Raw genomic sequence first — 24,088 nt, 5'->3', positions numbered from 1 at the left:
ATATGGGCGGGTTTACGACGCTGTAAAGCATGTGCAAACCGGGGTGGGATCGTTTTTTACTCTAGCAAAGATCAGGCGCTGAGCCGAATCGAGACCGGGATCCGTGGGCGGATGAGTAGAAGGGTTACTCGTCCACTGGGGCTGTGGGCAACGTGACGTCGCTGGCGTAGGGCATTCGGCTCTTCATCACGACGACAGCGTCCACGACAAGGGACCCCACAACGCCCGCAATAATGCAGAGGAACAGCACCATCGGCTGGATCCACAAGCGATCCTGCAGCACCACGAGCAACACCAGGAAGACAACAAATTTGAGCAGCCAGCCACCCATGATGATGCCGAAGAAGCCGCCAATGGCGGACTCGTTTCCGGCGATACGATTGGCGAGCAGAATGCTGCCGGCCGTGATGCCCATGAAGGCGACGGACATGACCGTTCCGATCAGGGCGCTGAGCACACCGGTGCCGCCGTCGACGAGGTAGCCGACGACGCAACCGACCACGGCGATGGCGAGGGCGACGTACGCCCCGTAGACGAGGATGCGACGCAGCACGGGGATCGACGTCGGCTGGGCTGGTGGGGTGGCGCTGGTCATGCGTTCTCCTCGGCAGGCGCCGCAGCGGGTACGGTCGCTCGTGTCGTTGTGGTGACTGACGGTGCTGGAACTGATCGTGTTGGCATGGCGGCCTCGTCGAGCGGGTCGTACTGGTCGAGCACAGCGATTTGTGCGGGTGCCGACTGACTGACCCATTCACCGGTCTTGCGGCGGCCGAGTGGGGCGAGCGTGACGATGGTGCAGGTGAGCAGCGACGTCACCAGGAAGATGGTCGCGTACCAGGTCGGCAGGGCGAAGTAGACCGGCAGGATGTAATAGAGCAGGCATCCAACGGAGGCTGCGGCTGTCCACCCGTAGAAGATCAGTACGGCATGCAGGTGGGAGTGCCCCATATCGAGCAGCCGGTGGTGCAGGTGTTTTCGGTCGGCGCTGAAGGGCGATTTGCCGGCCCGCACCCGCCGGAACACCGCCAGCCCGAAGTCGAGCAGCGGAATGATCATGATCGCCACCGGCAACAGGATGGGGATGAACGCGGGAAAGAGTTGCGAGCGGTTGATGGCGGTCGGGTCGATCTGCCCGGTGATGGCGATGGCGCTCGTGGCCATGAGCAGGCCGACGAGAAGCGCTCCGGCATCGCCCATGAACAGTTTGGCCGGGTGCCAGTTCAATGGGAGGAAACCCACACAGGCGCCGACCAGAATGGCGGCGATGAGCGAGGCGAGGTTGAAGTAGTTGGTCGGCGAGGTGTCGCGCACGAGCAGATAGCTGTAGAGAAAGAACACACCGTTGGCAATGAGGGCCACGCCGGTGACAAGGCCGTCGAGGCCGTCGATGAAGTTGATCATGTTCATGACCACAACGATGGCGACGACCGTGAACACAATCGACATCCAGCCGCTACCGACCGTCAAGCCCCCGATCGGCAGGGAGTAGATTTGCACGCCCTGCCAGGCGACGAGCCCGGCGGCGATGAACTGACCGGCGAGTTTCGTCATCCAGTCGAGGTCCCAGATGTCGTCGGCGACGCCGACGAGCACGATGAGCAGGGCCGCACCGAGAATGGCGAGAATCTGCTGCGGATCGGCGAATACGAGTCGGAGCGGCGCAAAGGCCCCCGCGAGGAGATAGGCGATTCCGAAAGCAACCAGGATGCCGAGGAACATGGCGATGCCGCCGAGGCGCGGGGTGGGGCGGGTGTGCACGTCACGTTCGCGAATCTTGGGGTACAGATGGTACTTGTGGCTGAGTTTGTAGACCACGATCGACAGCACGAACGTGACGATCGCCGAAACGAACGCGAGCAGAATGAAAAGGGTCATGGTCTACCGGCTGGCATCCGTTTCGCCCTGAGATTCGTCTTGGGACGGTGCGGCGATGGTGGGTGTCGCATCCGCATCAACCGGTTCTGCCGGTGTTCCGGGAATAGCCGGTGCGGCCGCCAGCACGTCGCCCACGACGGCCAGGAGTGCGTCTCGGGAGATGACGCCGCTGCGTACGATACGGAGGAAACCGCCGTTGGTTTCGAACCCGGTGGCGTCAACAATCGTCGACGAGCCGTCTCCCGATTGGCCGAACGCGCTTTCATAGGTGCCGCCGGCCGTGCCGCCGTCGAGGTAGACGTCGATGCTCTCGCCGAGCGCCGCTTCGGCGGATTGCGCGTCACGGGTTGCGGGCATTCCGCTGAGGTTGGCGCTCGATACGGCGAGCGGGCCGGTTTCGGCGAGCAGGTCGAGCGCGATTTGGTTGCTCGGCATGCGCAGCGCCACGGTGCCGCGGGTTTCACCCAGATCCCAGACCAGCGAGGGCTGGGCATTGACGATGATCGTCAATCCACCCGGCCAGAACGCCGCGACCAGGTCGCGCACCGGCTGCGGCACGTCGACGGCGAGAGCGTCGAGGGTGGGAATGCTGGGAATGAGAACGGGCGGCGGCGACTGACGGCTGCGGCCCTTCGCATCGAGGAGCAGCTGCACCGCCTCGGCGTTGAACGCGTCAGCGGCCACACCGTAAACCGTATCGGTGGGGATGACCACGAGCGCCCCGCGGCCGATGGCCGCGCGCGCCAGTGTGATGTGCGCCGCGTAGTCAGACTCGCTCGTTTCCGAGTCGCTCGTGCAATCGTAGATACGTGTCATTTCCGGTAATTCTAACTCAGCGCGGTTGTGAAGAGCGGATGCGGGCGGTTTAAGGGCGCAGCGCGGTGGTGGCCCGGTCGCGGCTGGTGTAATCGCGGTGGGTGGCTGGTGCACGCCAGCCATCGTTCGTGAGCAACTCCCGTATCGCGGCGCCCTGCAGTTCGCCGTGCTCGATCACGAGCACACCGCCGGGGCGCAGCAGGCGCAGGCCGGTTGCCGATACGCTGCGTACCACGTCGAGGCCGTCGACACCGCCGAACAGGGCGTGGGCGGGATCAAACAGGCGCACCTCGGGGTCGCGGGGAATCGCATCCGCGGGAATGTAGGGCGGATTCGAGATGACGACGGCGACCGTACCGTCGAGTTCGACGAACGCGTCGGCGAGGTCGCCGAAGACGAGGGTGGCGTTACGCGCTCCGATCTCCTCGAAGTTACGAGTGGTCCAGGGGAAGGCCTCCGGCGAGTTTTCAATCGCGAAAATGCGCGCGTGCGGCACCTCGGTGGCCAGGACCAGGGCGATTGCGCCGCTTCCGGTGCCGAGGTCGACGCCGATCGGCTCTGGATCGGGCATGGAGCGCAGCGCGTCGATGGCGAACTGGGCGACCTGCTCGGTTTCGGGGCGCGGCACGAACACCCCCGGCCCCACGTTCAGGGCGAGGGAGCGGAACGGGGCGCGGCCGGTGATGTGCTGGAGGGGTTCGCGTGTGCTGCGGCGGGCAAGCAGGGTGTCGATGGTGGCGGCATCCGCGTGGCTGATGGTCCGATTCAGGAAGCTGCCGGCCTGCACCTCGCCGCGGCTCTGCCCGAGTACGTGGCCGATCAACAGGTCGGCATCGACCTCGGGGTCGGAGATGCCGGCCGCGGTGAGCAGGCTGATCGCTCGGTTTCGTAAGGAGCGCAGGGTGGGGGGTAGGGCAGAATCTGAAGAAGGCACGTACTGAAATGTAACTCACCGACCGCTATTCAGCCGGGGGACATAGGCTGGACTCGGCCTTTTCCACCGAACGAAAGTTGCCCTCGTGCCAAAGATCTATTCCGATATCACCGAAGCCGTTGGTGGGACCCCCCTCGTCAAACTGAACCGTTTGACCACAGGCCTCGGCGCGACCGTACTCGCCAAGCTCGAGTTCTATAATCCTTCCAGCAGCGTGAAGGACCGCATCGGTGTTGCGATGATCAATGCGGCCGAGAAGGACGGTTCGCTGGGGCCCGGCGGCACCATCGTCGAAGCGACCAGCGGCAACACGGGCATCGCCCTCGCCATGGTCGGTGCCGCCCGCGGCTACACGGTCATTCTGGCGATGCCCGAAACCATGAGCAAGGAACGCCGCGTCATGATGCGCGCCTACGGCGCCAAAATCGAGCTCACCGCGGGAGCCGATGGCATGCGCGGCGCGGTCGAAAAGGCCGCCGAGATCGTCGCGAACACGCCGGGCGCCATACTCGCCAGCCAGTTCACGAATCCGGCCAACCCGGCCATCCACCGCGCGACTACCGGCGTGGAGATCTGGAATGACACCGAGGGTGCCGTTGACATTCTTGTCGCGGGCATCGGCACCGGCGGCACCATCTCCGGAGCCGGCGGCTACCTCAAGGAGCAAAAGCCGGGCCTCAAGGTCGTCGGTGTTGAGCCCATCGACTCCCCCATCCTGACCGGCGGTACCCCCGGTCCGCACAAGATTCAGGGTCTGGGCGCAAACTTCGTGCCGGAAGTCCTGGACCGCAAGGTCTACGACTCGATCACCGATGTGACGCTGGCCGACTCCCTCGCCACGGCACGCGCACTCGGCACCGAGGAAGGCATCCTCGGCGGCATCTCCTGCGGCGCCGCCGTCTGGGCCGCGCTCGAGCAGGCAAAACTGCCCGAGAACGCTGGCAAGACCATCGTCGTCATCATTCCCGGCTTCGGCGAGCGGTACATTTCGACCGTGCTGTACGAAGACCTGCTGGACTAAGACCTGCGGGACTACGAGAATGCTGTCTCTGCCTACATGAATCCTTTTTCACGCATCCGTGAAGACATTGCGGCCGCGCGCGCCCACGACCCCGCTGCGCGGAGCAACATCGAGGTCTTTCTCGCCTACAGCGGGCTGCACGCAGTCTGGTCGTATCGGGTTGCGAATCGACTCTGGCGGGCCGGGCAGCACCTGCCAGCCCGCCTGGTATCGCAGGTGACCCGGTTTCTGACCGGAATTGAGATTCATCCGGGCGCAACGATCGGGCGCCGCCTGTTCATCGACCACGGCATGGGTGTCGTGATCGGTGAAACGGCCGTGCTCGGTAAGGACGTGATGCTCTACCACGGGGTGACGCTGGGTGGTAAGAGCCGTCACGGGCATGCGCGTGGGGTGCGGAGGCATCCGTTTCTCGACGATGGCGTCACGGTGGGTGCGGGAGCCAAGGTGCTCGGCCCGATCACGATCGGGGCGTGGAGCACGATCGGCTCGAACGCGGTCGTGACCAAGGACGCCCCGCCGCGGTCGCTGCTGGTGGGCGTACCGGCGACGATTCGCCCGCAAACCCCCGCGACGGTGGAGTCGGCCCGGGGAGGCACCGTCGAACCCGAATACTACCTCTGACCCAATTCGCCGGCTACTCGGGGTCGCCGAGCTCGGCCAGACGGGTTTCCTCATCGGCGTGGATGCAGGAGTCGATGACGGGGCCGAGAGCTCCGTTCATCACGGCGTCCAGGTTGTACGCCTTGTAGCCGGTGCGGTGATCGGCGATGCGGTTCTCCGGAAAATTGTACGTGCGGATGCGTTCTGAGCGATCCATCGTACGGATCTGCCCCTTGCGCACCAGGCTCGCCGCCGCGTCGATCTCTTCCTGCTGGCGGGCCAGAACCCGGGCACGCAGCACACGCATGCCCGCTTCCTTGTTCTGCAGCTGGGACTTCTCGTTCTGCATCGCGACCACGATTCCGGTCGGAAGATGGGTGATGCGTACAGCCGAGTCGGTCGTGTTGACCGATTGGCCGCCCGGGCCGCTCGACCGGTAGACATCGATTTTGAGGTCGTTCGGGTGCAACTCGACCTCTTCGGGTTCGTCGACCTCCGGGAAGACGAGCACGCCGGCTGCGGAGGTGTGAATGCGTCCCTGCGACTCGGTCGCCGGAACACGCTGTACGCGGTGCACGCCGCCCTCGTATTTCAGGTGGGCCCACACGCCCTCGGCCGGGTCGCTCGACGATCCCTTGATCGCGAGCTGGATATCCTTGATTCCGCCGAGATCGCTCGAGGTCTGCTCGATGATCTCGGTCTTCCAGCGATTCGACTCGGCGTAGTGCAGGTACATGCGCAGGAGATCAGCGGCGAACAGTGCCGATTCGGCACCGCCCTCCCCCATCTTGATTTCCATGATGACGTCACGGGCGTCGAGTTCGTCGCGCGGAATCAGCAAGCGCCGCAGCTTCTCGGCCGCAACGCCCTGCTGTTCCACGAGATCCGGGATCTCCTCGGCGAAGGCAGCATCTTCATCGGCGAGTTCACGAGCGGCTTCAAGATTATCGTCGACCTCTTTCCACACGTGGTACGCCGCGATGATGCGGCTCAGCTCGGCGTAGCGCCGGTTGACCTTCTTCGAACGGGCCGGATTCGCGTGCAGCTCCGGATCCGCCAACTGTGACTGCAGGTCGTCGTGCTCGGCCAGCAGCGTGAGGACGGATTCGAACATTATTTGTCCTTGTCTGACCCGTTCAGGGTCGGCATCGACTTCTGAACCTGCATGAGGAATTCTACGTTCGAGGAGGTCTCCTTGAGACGGCCGAGGATGAGTTCGAGCGCCTGCTGCTGCTCAAGCCCGGCGAGGGCGCGACGCAGCTTCCAGGTGACCTTGACTTCATCGGCGCTCATCAGCATTTCTTCGCGCCGGGTACCCGATGCGTTCACGTCAACGGCGGGGAAGATGCGCTTGTCGGCCAGCTGGCGTGACAGCCGCAGTTCCATGTTGCCGGTGCCCTTGAACTCCTCGAAGATGACCTCGTCCATTTTGGAGCCGGTCTCCACGAGCGCGGAGGCGAGGATGGTGAGCGAGCCACCGTTCTCGATGTTGCGAGCCGCACCGAAGAAACGCTTTGGCGGATACAGAGCGGATGCGTCGACGCCGCCCGAGAGGATACGACCGGAGGCAGGTGCCACCAAGTTGTAGGCACGGCCCAGGCGGGTGATCGAGTCGAGCAGTACGACGACGTCGTGGCCCAGTTCGACCAGACGCTTGGCGCGCTCGATGGCGAGCTCGGCGACCGTGGTGTGGTCTTCGGCGGGACGGTCGAAGGTGGAGGCGATGACCTCACCCTTCACCGTGCGCTGCATGTCGGTGACCTCTTCGGGTCGCTCATCGACCAGGACGACCATGAGGTGCACCTCGGGGTTGTTGGTGGCGATGGCGTTCGCGATCTGCTGCATGACGATGGTCTTGCCGGCCTTGGGGGGTGCGACGATCAGACCGCGCTGCCCCTTGCCGATCGGGGCGACAAGGTCGATTATGCGCTGGGTGAGCTTTCCGGGCTCGGTTTCGAGGCGCAGGCGTTCCGTCGGGTACAACGGCGTGAGCTTGTGGAAGTCGACGCGGGTCGCGGCCTCCTCAACGGTCTGCCCGTTGATCGAGTCAACCTTGACGATGGCGTTGTACTTCTGACGCCCGGACTGGTCGCCCTCGTGCGGCTGGCGAATGGAGCCGACGACGGCGTCACCCTTGCGCAGGTTGTACTTCTTGACCTGGCCCAGCGAGACGTAGACGTCGCTCGCACCGGGCAAGTAGCCGGAGGTGCGGACGAAGGCGTAGTTGTCGAGCACGTCGAGGATGCCCGCGACGGGAATGAGAACGTCGTCGTCGTTGACCTCGGGTTCGAAGTCATCGCCCTGGTTCGGGCCGCGACGCTTGCGGTCACGGTACCGGTTGCGGTTGCCGCGGCCGTTCAGGTCGTCGTCGAGCTGGTTCCGGTCCTGGCCACGGTCGTTCTGACCCTGATTACGGTCCTGGTTCCGGTCCTGGCCCCGGTCGTTCTGGCCCTGGTTGCGGTCGGCCTGCGCTTGGGCACGCTCCTGATTGCGCTCCTGGTTGCGCTCGTTGCGAGCCTGACGCTGGCTCTGCGCCCGCGTCATGCCCTCGTCGTTGGTGCCGTTCTGGTTACGGTCGTTCTGACCGCGGTCGTTCTGGTTGTTCTGGCTGTTCTGACTGTTCTGACTGTTCTGGCTGTTCTGGCTGTTTTGGCGATCGGTGGCCGGGGCGTTCTCACCCTGGTTGCGGTCAGCAGCCTGCGCGCGGTCAGCGCCCCCGCGGCTGCGGCTGCGGCTGCGGCCCTGGCGGGGGGCCGCTGTGTCGATCGACTCGTCGGTTGATTCGACCTGTGCATCAGCTGGTGCGTCGGTCGACACCTCGAGCGCGTCGGTGGCTGCAACCTCGACAGCCACTCCGTCAAACCCTGCGGGCGACTCGGAGGGAGTCACAGCGGCGGTGCGCTGCGACGAAGCGCGACGGGACGCGCGGCGAGGGGCCGGTGCGTCCGGAGCCGGTGAGTCGGCGAGGGTCTCAGCAGGAGCATCGGCGGAGTCGGCAACCACTGCGGCGGCGTCATCGAGGTGCACGGGTGCGACCTGCACGCGCTTGCGCGCCTGGCGAACCGGCTTGTCGGTATCGGGTGCGGAGCTCTCTGAAGCGGATGCCGCGCCATCCACTGGTGCCGCCACGACATTGCGGGCGTTGCGCGCGATACGAGAGCCGGCGGCCGGTGCGTCGGGCAGGATGATGCCGAATCCGGTGCTGGCGTCGGCATTGACGTGGGACTTGGCGGGAGCGGCGGTGTTGGTGCTGGCACGACGCGGTGCACGCTTGCGCGGGGCGGTATCGATCGCCTCGGCGAGGCTATCCATCGGTGCAGCCTCGACCGGTGCAGCCTCGACCGGTGCAGCCTCGACCGGAGCAGCCTCGACCGGAGCAGCGGCACTGGCCTGATCGGTGCCGGACCGAGCCGTGGTGATCGCGTCCACGAGTTCTCCTTTACGAAGTTTGGAAGCGCCGGAGATTCCCAGTTCAAGGGCCAGAGCCTGAAGCTCGGACACGCGAAGGGCACTCAGGCGAGGAAGGTCCGAGCCAGCGGCGCGGAGGTTGACATCAGTCACGAAGGGGGTTCCTTTCCCCTGCCGAACGAAAATTCAGGCCAGGAGAGATGTGTGCAGCGACGAATGCGCTGCGGGTGATCCAATCCGACAAATGGAGGGGATTGGTGTAAACACGCACAGCTACGCACGAAATCGCAATAGCAGTGAGGTACAGGGAATGCACCGGAGAGGGTGTCGCCGTGGGCGGTTGGTATCGGGTGCACCCTTACCCTAGCACTCCCCCGCCAGTCGAGCCGACGTGCGTGCGGCACGTCGGCTCGATCGGAACGCTCGCTACGCGGCGTTCTCCTGGGTGAGCGGATGCACGGTCGCACCCTGTACATCAACGGCGAGCATGAGGGCACGCCAGGGGGTCTCGGATTGGCTCGCGACGAGTTCGGCAGCGACCAGGCGCTGTCCAGGGTCGCTCGCGAGCACGAGAATCGATGGCCCGGCACCGGACACGACGGCCGCGAAGCCGGCGGCGCGCAGCAGGGTGATGAGTTTGTTCGTCTCCGGCATGGCGGCGGCGCGGTAGCTCTGGTGCAGTTTGTCTTCGGTCGCGGCGAGCAGCAGTTCCGGGCTCTGGATGAGCGCGGCGATCAGCAGCGCGGATCGCGACAGGTTGAAGACGGCGTCTTCATGTGGCACCGAGGCCGGCTGCAGACTGCGTGCGAGAGCGGTGGACATCTCCTGCGCGGGCACGACCACGAGCGGCTTGACACCGCGATGCACCATGAGTTTTTTGTGGCGCGGGCCCTCCGGGGTGGTCCAGGCAATGGTCAGGCCGCCAAACAGCGCCGGGGCGACATTATCGGGGTGACCTTCCATCTCGGTGGCGAGCACGAGCAGCATTTCGGCGTCGATGTCAACGATTCCCTCGAGCAGTCCCTTCGCCGCCATGATGCCCGACACTATGGCTGCGCCGGAGGAGCCGAGGCCGCGCCCGTGCGGAATGACGTTGTACGCGACGATGTTGAGCCCGGGCATGGGCTGACCGACGGCTTTGAAGGTGTGAATGATCGCCCGCACGACGAGGTTGCTCTCGTCGGTGGGTACCAGACCGGCACCGACGCCGTGCACCTCGACGAACACGCCGGGTTCGCTGCGCACGGTCACCTCAAGCTTGTCGTACTTGGCCAGCGCCAGACCGAGAGTGTCGAAGCCGGGACCGAGGTTGGCCGTCGTGGCCGGCACCTGCACCGATACCGCGCGGCCGATCAGCGAAACGGGCCTGGTCATGCCTTGGCCAGGCCAAGCACGCTCGCGATTTCAGCGGTGTCGACCGGAACAATGGTGGGCACAACGTCGGAACCGTCGGCGGTACGCAGCGCCCACTGCGGGTCCTTCAGACCGTGACCGGTGACCGTGATGACCACGGTCGAGCCCTTCGGAATAAACCCGGCCTCGGCACGCTCGAACAGGCCGGCGACTCCGATAGCGGATGTCGGTTCCACGAAAATACCGACCTCGGCCGAGAGAATACGGTGGGCTTCAAGAATCTTCGCGTCGGTGATGGCACCGAAGTAGCCGTCGCTCTGCTCACGTGCGTTCAGCGCGAGGTCCCACGACGCCGGATTGCCGATGCGGATGGCGCTGGCGATGGTGTCGGGGTGGTCGACACGGTGGCCGAGAACAATCGGGGCGCTGCCGGAGGCCTGAAAGCCGAACATGCGCGGCAGCTTCGAGGTGGCGCCGCGGGCGACCTCTTCGCTGTAGCCGCGAAAGTAGGCGGTGTAGTTGCCGGCATTGCCGACCGGAACGAACTGAAAGTCGGGGGCGTCGCCGAGCACTTCGACGACTTCAAATGCCGCGGTCTTCTGGCCTTCGATGCGGTCGGGGTTGACCGAGTTGACCAGGTGCACCGGGTAATTGGTGGCGAGTTCGCGCGCGATGTCGAGGCAGTCATCAAAGTTACCCTGCACCTGCAGCAGCTGCGCGTTGTGGGCGACGGCCTGGCTGAGCTTGCCCATGGCAATCTTGCCCTCGGGCACCAGCACGGCGGCGGTGATGCCGGCGTGGGCGGCGTACGCGGCAGCGGAGGCGCTGGTGTTGCCGGTTGAGGCGCAGATGACGACTTTCGCTCCGTCTTCCACGGCCTTGGAGACGGCCATGGTCATGCCGCGGTCCTTGAACGACCCGGTGGGATTCATACCCTCGAACTTGATCCAGACCTTGGCGCCGGTGCGCGCGGAGAGTGCGGCGGCCGGAATGAGCGGCGTTCCACCCTCACCGAGGGTGATGATCGGGGTCGCGGCCGAGATGTTCAGTCGGTCGGAGTATTCGTTCAACACCCCGCGCCACTGGCGGCTGACTATCGCGCCCGGCGTGGTCAGGTTGGTGCGGGTCTCGCTTGGGCTAAACATCAAACTCCTTCAACTCTCAAAACGGATGCGACTTCGCTGACAAAACTGTTGGTGGCCAGGTCCTGCACGGTGGCGGCGAGTGCGGCCTCCGTTGCGTCATGGGTCCCGATCACTAGGGTAGCCGTGGCCGAGCGGGCTGCACGACTCGCCGTGCCGATCACGGCCGGCGTCATGGACTGTTCCACGAGCGCGAGCGACACCTTGCGCTTGCCGAACACGCTCGCGATGGTCGCGAGCACGCCGGGTTCGTCGGTGACCTCGAGGGTTACCGCATAGCGGGTGGTGACCCGGCCGATGTCAAAGACCGGCAGGGCGGCGTGGCTGGACGCAGCAACTCCCGGCCCGCCGGCGACGTGACGCCGCGCGATGGAGACGACGTCGCCGAGTACGGCCGAGGCCGTCTCGACTCCTCCGGCTCCGGCTCCGTAGAACATGAGGCTGCCGGCGGATTCCGCCTCGACGAAGACGGCGTTGTTGGCGCCGTGCACGGCGGCGAGCGGATGACTGCGCGGCACCATCGCCGGGTAGACCCGCGCTGAGACGCCGTCGACGCCGTTCTCGTCGGTGACGCGTTCGCAGATCGCGAGCAGCTTCACGACATAGCCGGCCTTGCGGGCCGATTCGATCTGCGCCGGCGTGACAGAGGTGATGCCCTCGCGATAAACGGATGCCAGCGGTACCGTCGTGTGAAACGCCAGACTGGCCAGAATGGCGGCCTTCTGCGCCGCGTCATAGCCGTCAATATCGGCGGTTGGGTCGGCCTCCGCGTAACCGAGCGCGGTGGCCTCGGCCAACGCGTCGCCGAGACTGGACCCTTGCGTATCCATGCGGTCAAGGATGAAGTTCGTGGTGCCGTTGACGATGCCCAGGATGCGCTTGATCTGGTCGCCGGCGAAGCTTTCGCGCAGCGGGCGCACGATGGGAATGGCCCCGGCAACCGCGGCCTCGTAGTTGAGCTGAGCGCCGACCTGGTCGGCGGCCGCGAACAGCTCAGGCCCGTGCAGGGCCAGGAGCGCCTTGTTCGCGGTGACGACATCCGCTCCGGAACTGATCGCGAGCAGAATGTAGCTGCGGGCCGGCTCGATGCCTCCCATGAGTTCAATGACGATGTCGGCGCCGAGAATGAGTTCTGCGGCGTCGGTCGTGAACAGCTCGCGCGGCAGGTCGACGGTGCGTTCCGCGTTCACATCGCGAACCGCGATGCCGACCAGTTCCAGGGTGGCGCCGACCCGGTTGGCGAGCTCCGGGCCCTGTTCCAGTAGTAGGCGGGCCACCTGGGCACCGACGGATCCACCACCGAGGAGGGCGACGCGCAGATTCCGGTATTCGATCTTCAAGATTCTCCTACGTCGGTGCGGCCAGACGGCGCCGCCCCGGTGTCGCGCGCGAGCAGGTCGAAGATCGTTTCACCGCGCACGAGCACGCGCGCTGATCCGTTCAGTACGGCAACGACGGACGCGCGGCCCTGATAGTTGTAGTTGTTGGAGAGCGCCCAGCAGTAGGCGCCGGTGGCGGGTACGGCGAGCAGATCGCCGGGAGTCACGTCACCGGGCAGGTAGTCGGAATCGACGACGATGTCACCGCTCTCACAGTGTTTACCGGCGATGCGCACGAGCACCGGAAGAGCGGTCGACGCGCGATCGGCGAGGCGCACCGCATAGTCGGCGCCGTAGAGGGCCGGGCGCACGTTGTCGCTCATTCCGCCATCGACGCTGACGTAGAGCCGCGGGGCGCCCGAGACGTCGACGGCCTTGGTCGTGCCGACCCGGTACAGGCTCACGCCGGCGGGACCAATGATGACGCGGCCGGGTTCGAACGCGACGACCGGCAGCGGAATGTTCAGTCGCGCGCACTCGGTGGCGACGATGTCTGCCAGGGCCACGGCGAGTTCGCGTATCGGCGTGGGCTCGTCGGCACTCGTATAGGCGATGCCGAAGCCGCCGCCGAGGTTCAGCTCGGGTACCGGGCCGGAGGCCAGCAGCTCGGCGTGCACGTCCAACAGCCGAGCGGCCGACTCGGCGAATCCCTCGGCGCCGAAGATCTGCGAGCCAATGTGGCAGTGCAATCCGACGAAGTTGAGTGCGGCTTCGGCGCGAATCAGCCCGACCAGCCTCGGAGCGTCCGTGAGTACGATGCCGAATTTCTGGTCTTCGTGGGAGGTGGCGAGAAAATCGTGGGTGTGCGCGTGCACGCCGCTGTTCACGCGCAGGCGCACGTTCTGCACCCGACCGTTGCGGGCAGCGGCTTCGGCGACGCGGCCGATTTCGACCTCGCTGTCAATCACGATCGTGCCGACACCGACCCGGGTGGCCTGGTCGAGTTCGGCCAGGGACTTGTTGTTGCCGTGAAAACCGAGCCGGGCCGGGTCGGCGCCGCCGGCCAGCGCGACGGCCAGTTCTCCGCCGCTACACACATCTATGTTCAGGCCAGCGGCGATCATCCAGCGCACGACCTCGGTCGAGAGAAAGGCCTTGCCGGCGTAGTAGACCTTGGCGCTCGTGCCGATGCGGGCGAACTCGGCCTGGAACTCGGCGAGCAGCTCTGCCGCCCGAGCGCGAGCATCCGCTTCGTCGATAATATAGAGGGGCGTGCCGAATTCGGCGGCGAGGGCCGCGGCGCTGACCCCGCCGAAGACGAGTTCGCCGGTGCTGGTGCGCTCAGCCGAGGTGGGCCAGAGACCCGGCGCGAGCGCGTTGGCGTCGGCGGGCTGGTGCAGCCACGCGGGCGCCAGCGGATTGGGCGTGCGTTCAAGGGGATCAGGTGTCACGGGAACTACCTCACGAGAGTCGAAGGGGAATCTCAGCGAGCGAACCCGGATTGGTCCCTGAAGCCGGAAAATAGGCCAACCCGGTGACCGGGCGTACCTGGCCATATTCTACTGTCGCACGAGGTTCGAATTAGCGGGAGCAGCTGCCGAGGGTGGTCAGCGACTGCGCGGTGAGCATAAGACTGTTCGACTCCAGCTTAACGCGTGCACGTGTGGGCGAGATGTCGACGCCGCTCAGCTCAACTCCCTTGGGAAGATAGCTCGCGACGCAGACTGCGATCGGCGCCCGCTGGAGGATCAGGTCGACGAGGGGGGTTGCGTCGATGTCGCCGACCCCGCTCGTTACGGTGGCTTCGGTGGGCGCGAAGTTCAGCGTATCGCCGGCGGCGCTGGCGCTGGCCGTGGCGCTGTAGCCGACGTTGAAATCGAACAACTGCACCGTGCCGGTATAGGCCACCGTGCCGTCTCCGAGGGTCATTACGGCGTCAGCGGGGGCGGTACCAGAGGCCTGCACGAGCTGGTTGAGGGCGTTCTGGTCGAGGTCGAGCGTGGCGTTGAGTGAGCCGATGGCCTTTGCGGTGTTCGTCGATACGTTGTGGGCAATCACGTGAACGGATGCCGGCACGCCGTCGACCGTCAGGTTCGGCGCGGTCAGTTCGATCTGGTCGAAGCTGCCGGCGATGAACTGTGCGATCACGGACGTGCCGCCGATGGTGACGGTGATGTCGCCGGTCACGGAAGCGGGCATCCGGTTGCTGATCTCGGTTTCGGCGCGATCCTGCGCAACCGCGCGCACCCCGTTGTCGACGAGAAAATAGGCGACGACGAGCAGAATTGCGATCACGCCGACGATGATCAGCGAAACGACGCCGCGACGTTTAGTTCCCGCCATGGCTACATGCGCTCCGGGGCAGTGACGCCGAGCAGGCCGAGGCCGTTGCGGATCACCTGGCCGGTCGCGTCGTTGAGCCACAGGCGGGTGCGATGCAGGTCGGTGACCGGTTCCTCGCCGAGCGGAATGACGCGACAGTTGTCGTACCAGCGGTGGTAGTAGCCGGCGACCTCTTCGATGTAGCGGGCCACGCGGTGCGGCTCGCGTAGTTCAGCAGCCTGGGCGACGACACGGGGAAACTCCTGCAGCACGCCGAGGAGCGCGGATTCGCTGTCGTGCACGAGCAATTCCGGGGCGAAGACCGTGCGTTCGACACCGCTCGCGGCGGCGTTGCGGGCAACCGAGCAGGTGCGGGCGTGGGCGTACTGCACGTAGAAGACGGGGTTGTCGTTGGTGCGTTTGCCGAGCAGGTCGAGGTCGATGTCGAGCTGCGAATCACTGTTCGAGCGCACCAGGGCGTAGCGGCCGGCGTCGACGCCGACCGCGTCGACGAGGTCATCGAGGGTGACAATGGTGCCGGCCCGCTTGGACATGCGCACCGGTTCGCCGTCTTTGAGCAGGTTGACCATCTGGCCGATCAGAATCTGCAGGTTCACGCCGGGCTCATCGCCGAAGGCTGAAACCATCGCCATCATGCGGCCGACGTAACCATGGTGGTCGGCGCCGAGCATGATCAGGCACTGGTCGAATCCGCGCTCGCGCTTGTCGAGGTAGTAACCGAGGTCGCCCGAGATGTAAGCGGGTTCACCATTTGAGCGAATGATGACCCGGTCGCGATCATCACCGAATGTGGTCGTGCGTAGCCAGATGGCGCCATCCGCTTCGAAGATGTGGCCCTGTTCGCGCAGTCGCTCGATGGCGCGGTCGACGGCGCCGGATTCGTGCAGGGAATCTTCGTGAAAGTACACGTCGAAGTCGACGCCGAAGCCGTGCAGCTTGTCTTTGATCTCGGTGAACATGAGATCAACGCCGATGGAACGGAACACCTCTTGCTGTTCCTCGCGCGTGAGGGCGGCGACGTCGCCATGGTACGTCGCGAGAACGTTGGCGGCGATATCGCCGATGTAGCCTCCGCCGTAACCGTCTTCGGGGGTGGGGTCACCGAGGTAGCTGGCGAGCACGCTGCGGGCAAAACGATCAATCTGCGAACCGTGGTCGTTGAAGTAGTACTCGCGGGTCACATCGGCGCCCTCGGCCTGCAGCACCCGGGCCAGGCTGTCGCCGACCGCGGCCCAGCGCACGCCGCCCATGTGAATCGGGCCGGTGGGGTTGGCCGAGACGAATTCAAGGTTAATGTTGAGGCCGTCATACAGGTGGCCGGTGCCGTAGACTGTGCCCTGGTCGACGATGGTCTTGGCCAGTGCGCCCGCCGCCGCCGCCTCGAGGCGAATATTGATGAAGCCGGGGCCGGCGATTTCAACGGATGCGACATCCGTCAACTCTTCGAGACCAGCAGCCAGTTCGGCCGCGATGTCACGCGGGTTGGCACCGAGGGGTTTGGCGATCTTCAGCGCAATACTCGAGGCCCAGTCGCCGTGGTCGCGGTTTCGCGGGCGTTCGACGGCGACGTCGGCGAGGGTGAGTCCGAGGTCTACCCCGACCGTGTCAACCTCGCGTCGGCGTTCGCTGACGCCCCGGATGAGGTCGAAAAGGGACTGGGAGAGTTCGGCAGGAGTCACTGCTCAATCGTACCGGCCCCCTCCTGTTGGTAAGGTCAACGCGTGACTGATACACGCCTCTACCCCTCTTTTGTTCGTACCGCCGCGCTTACCGCCGCGCGTACCACGCGCCGACAAGCCGGCCTGGTGCTCGCCGGTGGCGCGTTGTTCGCCCTCCTGTTGACCGGGTGCAGTGGTGGCGACACCCCAACGCCGTCGGATTCCGCAGCGGCGACGAGCGGGGCATCCGCTGACCCGAGCGAGAGTGCTGCACCCTCGCCGTCGCCGACGCCGGAAGCGACCGGCGCGCCGATCGCGCAGACCTGTGACCAGCTGCTCACGCTGCAGGATGTCTACAACTTCAACCCGAACTACGGCACCGCGCCCGACTACTCGCCAGCTGCCGGCGGTCTGGCCGAGACCGCACAGACCTACAACGGGCTGACCTGCGGCTGGTCGAACCAGTCGAGCGGTGAACTCATTGAGGTCTCGGTCGTGGCACCCAACGACGTGTTGATGACCACGCTCAAGCAGAAGGCGGATGCCGACAGCCAAGCCGTTCCGACCTACGGCACCCCGCCGACCGTCGACGGTTTCTTCACCTACGCCGGTGGCAGCGGTCAGGCCCAGGTCTTCACCGGCACGTACTGGGTCACCATGAGTTCGCCGGCGTTCTACAACGAGCCCGGTGCCGCGGAAGGCCTCATGTCGGCGGTACTCACTCACCTCGGGTAGCGAATGCCGCCGGTGGGTCGTGACGGCCGGGCCAGGATGCTAACCTTGAAACACCCTGGCCCCCATAGCTCAGGGGATAGAGCACTGCCCTCCGGAGGCAGGGGCGGCAGTTCGAATCTGCCTGGGGGCACACTTGTCACGTGACACGCCAGTTCGGACAAGCGGAACCATCTAAGGGCACCTGAACTAAACCGTACCTGAACTAAACCGTATTCTCGGGACTACCCAATGTCGCCGTCCTCAGGCGCTCCTCGGAGCTGCCCGCAGGGGCGCACGCACGGGGGTTGCCCATAAGCCGGCCAGTCGCACCGCTCGAAGTGCGATGAAGAGTTCGGCGGCCTGGCCGGGTTTCGCTACGGAGCGGCCGGTCATTTCGGTTATCCGACCCAAGCGGTGCAGGACTGTATTTCGGTGGCAATGAAGTTGCTTGCCACACTCGGCGGTCGAGCCGTCGGTGGCGAACCAGCCTTCGAGCGTGTCGAGCAGCACGCGGGCATCATCCGGTTCAAGGTCGGCCAGTCCGCCGAGAACGCCGTCGCGGAGTTCGGCAGCGTATGCGGGTTGAGACACGAGCATGGTGTCGATTGGGGCTGCGCCGTAGAGATGCACTCCCACTGCGGCGGGGGCGATGCAGCGCATGGCGAGAAGCGCTTGCCGAACCGCGGCAGGCGCGTGCTGAAGAGATTCAAGCGGCAGGCTCACCCCGATTCGTGAACTCACGGATTCGGCAAGTGCGTGCGCTGCGGCGGACGGGTGCGTACCCGCCCCGCTTCCGAGCAGGCCCAGGTACTCACCTTTCCATGGGGCCCATGCCGAGCTCACGCCCATACCTCGCAGTCGGTCGGTGATAGCGGGAATCGGATCATCGTCCGAGTGCCGCATCTCGACGGCAAGAACGACGAAGGTTGCCTGGTGTGGAAGACCAAGAGCGCGGACCGCTCGACCGGGGTCGCCCGAGAACTCGCCTTCCAGAATCGTGAGCAGCATGACGTTCTTGCTCTGCTGGTCTTTGCGCTCCCGTTCGTCGACGACCTCTCGGTACGTCTCCGCGGCGGCGCTCGAGTACCGGTCGATGATGCCCCACACTCCGGATGATGCGGTGAGCAGCGCGGTTGCGTGTTCGGGTGTCGTCGCCTTCGCCATCATCGCGTCCCACAGGTGCAGACCGGCAAGCCGGTATGCGTGCAGCAGGCTCGCCATGGGGATACCGTGCTCGGCTTTCACGCGGCCCGCGTGCCGTGGGGCGGCGAGCGAGTCATTGATGCCGAGCAGGCATTGCAGGATCGCCTCAAGGTTGTCGTGCACAATACCTTCGAGCACACCTGCGGCCAGGGCGCTCTCGGCGTAATCGTGCTCGCCGTTGATAATCTGGGCAACAACGCTGTCAGACAACTCGCCGACCGAGTCGATCATGTCCGAGAAGATCTCCCGCGCGCCCTCCACCATCGCATCCGGGCTCGGCAGACTCTGCGGCGCTTCATTGCTTTTCATGCACCCAGTGTAATCCGGTGGTTATGCCGAATGGTTGTGCAGCCGCACAACGCCGGCGGCCGAAGTCGCGGCGGCGGCCTATCGCTATCGCCGACAGCGGAGTCCAGACTGGGCGGTCACGGCAACCCTGGATTCGAGGCGCTGTCAGGTAACAATCAAGGGAGATTGATGACCATCACCGATCCGACGTCGAGGACACGGGCCATTCCGGCCCTCGACCAGCAACAGCGCGATGCTCTCGATGCGGCCATCATTGAGTTGGCCTCGGGTGCCAAGCTTTGGGCAAGGACTTTACTTTCCGAACGTGCCGGATTGCTTGGGTCTGTGCACGCGGCAATGACCGGGGCCGCCCAGGAATGGGCGGAGACGGCCGCTGCTATCAAGGGACTGGATCCTTCATCCCCGCTCGTCGGGGAAGAATGGATCGCCGGCCCCTATGCGTGCCTTTCGGGCGCAGGTACCCTCACCCATTCCGTCGCAGCACTCGCTGCGGGGACGAGCCCTCTCGCCACACGCCGGTTCGGAACGGCGCCCGGCGGTCGCGTCACCATCCCGGTGCTTCCTACCAACGGGCATGAGTGGTTGCTGCTGCACGGATTCAGCGCTGAGGTCTGGATGGCTCCGGGCCGCTCTGCCGGGGAGGTGCGGTCCAGCGCCGGACTTGGTGAGCTCACGCCAACGATGTCGGGCGGAGTGGGACTCGTTCTCGGTGCCGGCAACATCACGTCGATCCCGCCGCTCGACGTGATCTACGAGATTGTCGCAAACAACCGGTCGGTGCTGCTGAAGCTCAATCCGGTCATGGCCGGAATGAAATCTGTTTTCGACAAGGCTCTCGCCCCCTTGATCGACTTCGGGGTGCTTCGCATCGTACAGGGCGCTGCAGACGTTGGGGCGTATCTCACGCAGCACGATGGCATTGCTCACGTGCACATCACCGGGAGTGCGGCAACTCACGATGCCATCGTCTGGGGGACGGGCGAGGATGCAGCGCGCCGCAAGGCAGCAGGCAGCCCGTTGCTCGCGAAGCCCATCACCAGCGAACTCGGCGGAGTGTCGCCCATCATCATCGTGCCGAGCGCATGGACAAAGCGTGATCTGCGCTACCAGGCCGAGCACGTCGTCACCCAGCGCCTGCACAATGGTGGTTACAACTGCATTGCCGGCCAGGTGGTTGTGGTCAGCAGCAACTGGCCCCAGAAAAAAGCGTTCCTCGCCGAACTCCGACGGGCATTTGCGGCGGCCGCTCAACGCCCAGCCTGGTATCCCGGTAGCGATGGTCGAATGAGCGCCGCATCAGCCGCCTACCCGGCTGCCGAGCGCATGGGTAAAGACGGCTGCCGCCTGCTGATCGATGTCCAAGCCGAAGACGACCCATCGAATGTGCTCACCACGGAATATTTCTCCCCGGTGCTGGGTGTTGTCGAAGTTCCTGGCACAGGCCAGACCTTCCTCGACGCTGCTGTCACTCTCGCCAATGACGAGTTCGTCGGTACCTTGGGCGCCAACCTCATTGTCGAACCGAAGGTCATCCGGCAGCTCGGGACCGGGTTCCTCGACGCCATTGCACGCCTGCGCTACGGCACGATCGCCATCAACGCGTGGACCGGCCTCGGATTTCTCACCGCAACCGCATCGTGGGGTGCATTCCCCGGCGCCACCATCGACAATGTGCAAAGCGGCATCGGAACTGTTCACAACGCCCTGCTCATCGATCGGCCCGAGCGTACGATCGTCCGCGGCCCGTTCCGGCCGTTCCCGCGATCGTTCGCGCACGGAGAATTCACTCTTTTCCCGAAGCCGCCATGGTTCGTGCAGGCGCGTTCCGCCGCGACTACGGGACGTCGTCTCGCCGGGTTTGCGGCCAAGCCGTCATGGCTGAAGATGCCCGCAATCTTCCTCGCGGCGTTCCGGGCCTAACCACCAGGTCATCCCGCACGCTCTCCCACCAATGATCCAGAGCAAGAAGGCGAGCCGCCGTGTTCAGCAGTCCCTTTTCCGACGTCGAAATCCCAGATCTAAGCGTATTTGACTACCTCTTCGGATCGCTCGACCGCGCATCCGCCGACCGCGTCGCCCTCACCGATGGGGCGACCGGTGAGACCACCACCTACGGCGCGCTGGTGCGCCAGGTCGAAGCCGTAGCGGGAGCACTCGCCGCTCGTGGCATCGGTGTGGGCAGCGTCGTGGCGTTGCATTCCCCGAACCGACCCGCTTTCGCCGTGGCGTTCCACGGGATTCTTCGCGCTGGCGCGACGGCGACTACGGTCAACGCGCTGTCCACGGCAGGCGAGATGGCGACGCAGCTTACCGACTCGAAAGCGGTGGCCATCATCGCAGCGGATACCCTGTTCCCCATCTCTGCGGAAGCCGGGAAACTGGCCGGTGTGGCAGCTGACAGCATCATCAGCCTCGGAGAGGTCGACGGGAGCACGGGTCTCGCCGACCTGGTCGGCGAGACTCATCCCGCGCCCGATGTCAGTTTCGATCCGGCGACGCACTTGGCGGTGCTGCCCTACAGTTCGGGAACGACGGGCAAAGCAAAGGGCGTCATGCTCACCCACCGCAACCTCGTGGCGAATGTCGCGCAGTCGGCACCCCTCGTCGGGGTGATGGCCGATGATCGCGTTCTGGCTGTGCTCCCGTTCTTCCACATCTACGGCATGACGGTGTTGCTCAACATATCCCTCGCGCAACGGACGACCCTGGTGACCATGGCGAGATTCGATCTGGCCGATTTCCTGGGCCTCATCCAGTCCGAGCGCATCACGTACGTCTTCATCGCCCCTCCCATCGCGGTCGCGCTGGCGAAGCATCCGCTGGTCTCCGAATTTGACCTGTCGAGCCTTCGCACGGTGTTCTCTGGGGCGGCGCCCCTGGACGGCATCGTCGGTGGCGATGTTGCCGAGCGACTGAACTGCGAGGTTCTTCAGGGCTACGGAATGACCGAGATGAGCCCTGTGTCGCACGCCATGCCTCGAGGTCGAACCGACATCCCCCTGAACTCGGTCGGTCTCACGGTGCCGAACATGCAGTGCCGCATCGTCGACCCGCTCACCGGAGGCGACATAGAGATCCCGACGGTGGGTGTGAGTGAGCCCGGCGAACTGCTGTGTCGTGGCCCGAACATCATGGTGGGCTACCTCGGCAACGATGAGGCAACCCGGGCGACTCTCGACGCCGACGGATTCCTTCACACCGGCGACATCGCGACGGTGAGTGCCGAGGGGGTCGTGACTGTCGTCGACCGGCTGAAGGAGCTCATCAAGTACAAGGGGTACCAGGTGGCACCCGCGGAACTCGAGGCGTTGCTGCTGGGCCATCCCCAGATCGCCGACGCCGCTGTCATCGGCGTGATCGACGCCAATGGTGAAGAGGTGCCCAAAGCATTCCTGAGGCTGCAGCCGAAGGCAACGATCACGGTGGAGGACGTCATGATTTGGGTCGCCGAGCGAGTGGCCCCGCATAAGAAGGTTCGACAGGTGGAAATGATCGACTTCATCCCGAAGTCGGCGTCGGGCAAGATCCTGCGCAAGGATCTGCGATCAAAAGGAGCGCTGGTATGAGTAGCAGCACTGAAGAATTCGACTACGTCGTCGTCGGCGCAGGATCGGCCGGAGCAGCTGTCGCCGCTCGGCTCACCGAAGATGCGAGCATCTCCGTTTTGTTGCTCGAAGCCGGCGGTGTCGACGATAAGCAGGAGATCGCTATCCCGGCGGCATTCCCAAAGCTATTCAAGTCCGACGCCGACTGGAACTACCAGACCGAGCCGCAGGGCGAGCTCGAGGGGCGGTCGGTCTACTGGCCACGTGGCAAGGTGCTCGGCGGCTCATCCTCCCTCAACGCCATGATGTGGGTGCGCGGATTCGCCGCCGATTACGACAACTGGGCGAGGCTCGCCGGTGCCGACTGGTCGTACGAGGCGCTCCTACCGTATTTCCTCAAGGCGGAGGCGGTCGAGGGCAACACGGATCCCAACCAGGGCACGAACGGAGCGAATTCGATTTCGCACCAACGCAGTCCGCGGTCGCACACCGCAACCTTCCTCGAGGCTGCCGTCGAGGCCGGCATGCCACTCGTCGCCCCGAATTCGGCACACCCTGAGGGGGTCAGCCAGACGATGGTGAGCCAGCGTGGCGGCATGCGCCACAACACGTCGGCCGCCTACCTCGCGCCGGCAGCCGAGCGCTCCAACCTGGTTGTTCGCACCGGGGCCCACGTCACTCGCGTACTCTTCGAGGGAACCCGCGCGGTCGGTGTCGAGTACCTCAGCGAGGGCACCCCGACCTCAGTCTCCGCGCGCCGCGAGATCGTGCTGAGCGGCGGGGCGGTGAACACACCGCAGCTTCTCATGCTGTCGGGCATCGGCGATGCGTCGCACCTTTGCTCCCTCGGAATCACCGTTCTCGTTGATGCACCGGAGGTCGGTTCGAATATGCGCGATCACCTGTTCGCGGCACTCGCTGTCGACACCGACGATGACACCCTCTTCGGCGCCGAGACCGAAGACCAGCTCAACGACTTCGTCTCGCAGCAGCGCGGTATGCTCACCTCCAACATTGCGGAGGCGTACGGGTTCGTCAAGACCGACCCGTCCCTCGCCTTCCCTGACATTGAGGTGCTCTTCGCCGCCGTGCCGTACATCGGTGAGGGGCTTGTGGCCGCCCCAAGGCACGGCGTCAGCGTCGGCGCTATCCTGCTGCAGCCAAAGAGCCTCGGAACCGTGCGACTCGCGTCCGCCGATCCGCTCGCGAAGCCCCTGATCGATCCGAACTATCTCGGAGACCCGGAAGGGGAAGATCGCGCGACACTGCTCGCGGGCCTCGGCGTGTGTGAGCGCATCCTTGCCGCCACGGCCTTCGCGTCCACGCGGGGCGATGGCAAGTTCATTCAACCCGCCGGGTCAGATGCACAGGCGCCAGCCGAGCGAGATGCAAGGGTTATCGATGAGTTCTCGCAGACCCTCTACCACCCGACGAGCACCGCTCGCATGGGATCGGATACTGGATCGGTGGTCGACCCGGAGTTGCGTGTACGCGGAGTGCAGGGACTTCGCATCGCCGACGCGTCTATCATGCCTGAGATCATCCGGGGGCACACGAACGCTCCATCCATCATCATCGGCGAGAAGGCGGCTGATCTTCTGCGCGCATCGGTGCCGATCGCAGAGGAAGCGGCTTCGGTTCATTAATATGAGTACGGCGACGAGGATCGCGCTGTAGCGCTCATTCACCAGGCGCAGGGTCACGGTCGCGGCGAGAGTCTCCCTCGCGACCGGTGGTGGAGTGAACCAGCGGCTGATCAGCGGTGTCTGCGAGCAGATTGGGCTTCATCCGCACGCATTCCGCGCCCTGTTCCCGACCGATGATGTGCTGCTTGATGCGGTGAAT

Annotated in this window: 19 protein-coding genes and 1 tRNA gene; 7 read left to right on the top strand and 13 right to left on the bottom strand. The window is 65.0% G+C overall.

Annotated features, from left to right (window positions below; genetic code table 11):
• Positions 1–124: 124 nt before the first annotated feature.
• Genes IWX77_RS14020 through prmC form a run of 4 tightly spaced genes read right to left on the bottom strand, consistent with a single transcriptional unit; the run spans position 125 to position 3,625 of the window.
• The gene (locus tag IWX77_RS14020; protein ID WP_196845128.1) at positions 125–595 is read right to left on the bottom strand and encodes a hypothetical protein; all 471 of its coding nucleotides are present in this window, start codon (positions 593–595) and stop codon (positions 125–127) included.
• On the bottom strand, positions 592–1,875 hold the full coding sequence (locus IWX77_RS14015; protein ID WP_196845127.1) for an MraY family glycosyltransferase: 1,284 nt from the start codon (positions 1,873–1,875) through the stop codon (positions 592–594). Before IWX77_RS14015 ends, IWX77_RS14020 begins: the two co-directional genes overlap by 4 nt.
• Before the next feature lie 3 nt (positions 1,876–1,878).
• Entirely contained in the window at positions 1,879–2,691 is an 813-nt protein-coding gene (locus IWX77_RS14010; protein WP_196845126.1) for an L-threonylcarbamoyladenylate synthase, read from the bottom strand.
• Positions 2,692–2,740: 49 nt separating this feature from the next.
• Complete coding sequence (prmC, locus tag IWX77_RS14005) at positions 2,741–3,625, bottom strand: peptide chain release factor N(5)-glutamine methyltransferase (protein WP_196845125.1); 885 nt, start codon at positions 3,623–3,625, stop codon at positions 2,741–2,743.
• 85 nt (positions 3,626–3,710) lie between these two features.
• Here prmC and cysK point away from each other — a divergent pair, with 85 nt between their 5' ends.
• Together cysK and epsC are read left to right on the top strand one after the other, a co-directional pair.
• Positions 3,711–4,646: a cysteine synthase A gene (gene cysK / locus IWX77_RS14000; protein ID WP_196845124.1), complete on the top strand. Its 936-nt coding sequence runs from the start codon at positions 3,711–3,713 to the stop codon at positions 4,644–4,646.
• A gap of 3 nt (positions 4,647–4,649) precedes the next feature.
• Positions 4,650–5,270: a serine O-acetyltransferase EpsC gene (epsC, locus tag IWX77_RS13995; protein WP_327012198.1), complete on the top strand. Its 621-nt coding sequence runs from the start codon at positions 4,650–4,652 to the stop codon at positions 5,268–5,270.
• Between the two features lie 13 nt (positions 5,271–5,283).
• On the opposite strand, the gene prfA is transcribed toward epsC, so the two are convergent.
• From prfA to argS, 8 genes are all read right to left on the bottom strand, one after another.
• Entirely contained in the window at positions 5,284–6,363 is a 1,080-nt protein-coding gene (gene prfA / locus IWX77_RS13990; RefSeq protein ID WP_196845122.1) for a peptide chain release factor 1, read from the bottom strand.
• Entirely contained in the window at positions 6,363–8,810 is a 2,448-nt protein-coding gene (rho, locus tag IWX77_RS13985) for a transcription termination factor Rho (RefSeq protein WP_196845121.1), read from the bottom strand. The genes prfA and rho overlap by 1 nt, the downstream gene beginning before the upstream one ends.
• 273 nt (positions 8,811–9,083) lie before the next feature.
• Positions 9,084–10,031, bottom strand: coding sequence for a homoserine kinase (gene thrB / locus IWX77_RS13980; protein ID WP_196845120.1), 948 nt, complete (start codon positions 10,029–10,031; stop codon positions 9,084–9,086).
• On the bottom strand, positions 10,028–11,155 hold the full coding sequence (gene thrC / locus IWX77_RS13975; protein ID WP_196845119.1) for a threonine synthase: 1,128 nt from the start codon (positions 11,153–11,155) through the stop codon (positions 10,028–10,030). The genes thrB and thrC overlap by 4 nt, the downstream gene beginning before the upstream one ends.
• The gene (locus IWX77_RS13970) at positions 11,155–12,492 is read right to left on the bottom strand and encodes a homoserine dehydrogenase (RefSeq protein ID WP_297414014.1); all 1,338 of its coding nucleotides are present in this window, start codon (positions 12,490–12,492) and stop codon (positions 11,155–11,157) included. Before IWX77_RS13970 ends, thrC begins: the two co-directional genes overlap by 1 nt.
• Positions 12,489–13,922 carry a diaminopimelate decarboxylase gene (gene lysA / locus IWX77_RS13965; protein ID WP_297414013.1) on the bottom strand — a complete coding sequence of 478 codons (1,434 nt, stop codon included), beginning with the start codon at positions 13,920–13,922 and terminating at the stop codon, positions 12,489–12,491. The genes IWX77_RS13970 and lysA overlap by 4 nt, the downstream gene beginning before the upstream one ends.
• Positions 13,923–14,052: 130 nt before the next feature.
• Positions 14,053–14,814 carry an LmeA family phospholipid-binding protein gene (locus tag IWX77_RS13960; RefSeq protein ID WP_196845117.1) on the bottom strand — a complete coding sequence of 254 codons (762 nt, stop codon included), beginning with the start codon at positions 14,812–14,814 and terminating at the stop codon, positions 14,053–14,055.
• A 2-nt stretch (positions 14,815–14,816) separates the two neighbouring features.
• On the bottom strand, positions 14,817–16,493 hold the full coding sequence (gene argS, locus IWX77_RS13955) for an arginine--tRNA ligase (protein WP_196845116.1): 1,677 nt from the start codon (positions 16,491–16,493) through the stop codon (positions 14,817–14,819).
• Positions 16,494–16,535: 42 nt separating this feature from the next.
• Between argS and IWX77_RS13950 the strand changes: the two genes are divergently transcribed.
• Both IWX77_RS13950 and IWX77_RS13945 read left to right on the top strand, forming a co-directional pair.
• Positions 16,536–17,207 (top strand): iron ABC transporter ATP-binding protein, encoded by a 672-nt coding sequence (locus IWX77_RS13950; RefSeq protein ID WP_196845115.1) that lies wholly within the window; start codon positions 16,536–16,538, stop codon positions 17,205–17,207.
• A gap of 58 nt (positions 17,208–17,265) precedes the next feature.
• Positions 17,266–17,337 (top strand) — tRNA-Arg (locus IWX77_RS13945).
• A 110-nt stretch (positions 17,338–17,447) separates the two neighbouring features.
• On the opposite strand, the gene IWX77_RS13940 is transcribed toward IWX77_RS13945, so the two are convergent.
• Positions 17,448–18,698 carry a PucR family transcriptional regulator gene (locus IWX77_RS13940; RefSeq protein ID WP_196845114.1) on the bottom strand — a complete coding sequence of 417 codons (1,251 nt, stop codon included), beginning with the start codon at positions 18,696–18,698 and terminating at the stop codon, positions 17,448–17,450.
• A 168-nt stretch (positions 18,699–18,866) separates the two neighbouring features.
• Here IWX77_RS13940 and IWX77_RS13935 point away from each other — a divergent pair, with 168 nt between their 5' ends.
• The 3 genes from IWX77_RS13935 to IWX77_RS13925 are packed head-to-tail and all read left to right on the top strand — an operon-like array spanning position 18,867 to position 23,889.
• The gene (locus IWX77_RS13935; RefSeq protein WP_196845113.1) at positions 18,867–20,618 is read left to right on the top strand and encodes an aldehyde dehydrogenase family protein; all 1,752 of its coding nucleotides are present in this window, start codon (positions 18,867–18,869) and stop codon (positions 20,616–20,618) included.
• Between the two features lie 59 nt (positions 20,619–20,677).
• The gene (locus tag IWX77_RS13930) at positions 20,678–22,264 is read left to right on the top strand and encodes an AMP-binding protein (RefSeq protein WP_196845112.1); all 1,587 of its coding nucleotides are present in this window, start codon (positions 20,678–20,680) and stop codon (positions 22,262–22,264) included.
• Positions 22,261–23,889 (top strand): GMC family oxidoreductase, encoded by a 1,629-nt coding sequence (locus IWX77_RS13925; RefSeq protein WP_196845111.1) that lies wholly within the window; start codon positions 22,261–22,263, stop codon positions 23,887–23,889. Before IWX77_RS13930 ends, IWX77_RS13925 begins: the two co-directional genes overlap by 4 nt.
• The last annotated feature ends 199 nt before the right edge of the window (positions 23,890–24,088 follow it).

Source organism: Cryobacterium sp. CAN_C2, assembly GCF_015751745.1.
In the GTDB taxonomy this organism is placed as follows: Bacteria; Actinomycetota; Actinomycetes; order Actinomycetales; family Microbacteriaceae; genus Cryobacterium.
The sequence above is the reverse complement of the archived record's forward strand: the minus strand, read 5'-3'. Positions and strand labels throughout refer to the sequence as shown.

Bases quoted from the DNA above. Each gene is read 5' to 3' on its own strand.
- IWX77_RS13935 (WP_196845113.1), top strand. From the start codon at position 18,867: ATGACCATCACCGATCCGACGTCGAGGACACGGGCCATTCCGGCCCTC.
- prfA (WP_196845122.1), bottom strand. From the start codon at position 6,363: ATGTTCGAATCCGTCCTCACGCTGCTGGCCGAGCACGACGACCTGCAG.
- IWX77_RS13940 (WP_196845114.1), bottom strand. From the start codon at position 18,698: ATGAAAAGCAATGAAGCGCCGCAGAGTCTGCCGAGCCCGGATGCGATG.
- IWX77_RS14015 (WP_196845127.1), bottom strand. From the start codon at position 1,875: ATGACCCTTTTCATTCTGCTCGCGTTCGTTTCGGCGATCGTCACGTTC.
- IWX77_RS14010 (WP_196845126.1), bottom strand. From the start codon at position 2,691: ATGACACGTATCTACGATTGCACGAGCGACTCGGAAACGAGCGAGTCT.
- thrC (WP_196845119.1), bottom strand. From the start codon at position 11,155: ATGTTTAGCCCAAGCGAGACCCGCACCAACCTGACCACGCCGGGCGCG.
- thrB (WP_196845120.1), bottom strand. From the start codon at position 10,031: ATGACCAGGCCCGTTTCGCTGATCGGCCGCGCGGTATCGGTGCAGGTG.
- IWX77_RS13925 (WP_196845111.1), top strand. From the start codon at position 22,261: ATGAGTAGCAGCACTGAAGAATTCGACTACGTCGTCGTCGGCGCAGGA.
- IWX77_RS13960 (WP_196845117.1), bottom strand. From the start codon at position 14,814: ATGGCGGGAACTAAACGTCGCGGCGTCGTTTCGCTGATCATCGTCGGC.
- IWX77_RS14020 (WP_196845128.1), bottom strand. From the start codon at position 595: ATGACCAGCGCCACCCCACCAGCCCAGCCGACGTCGATCCCCGTGCTG.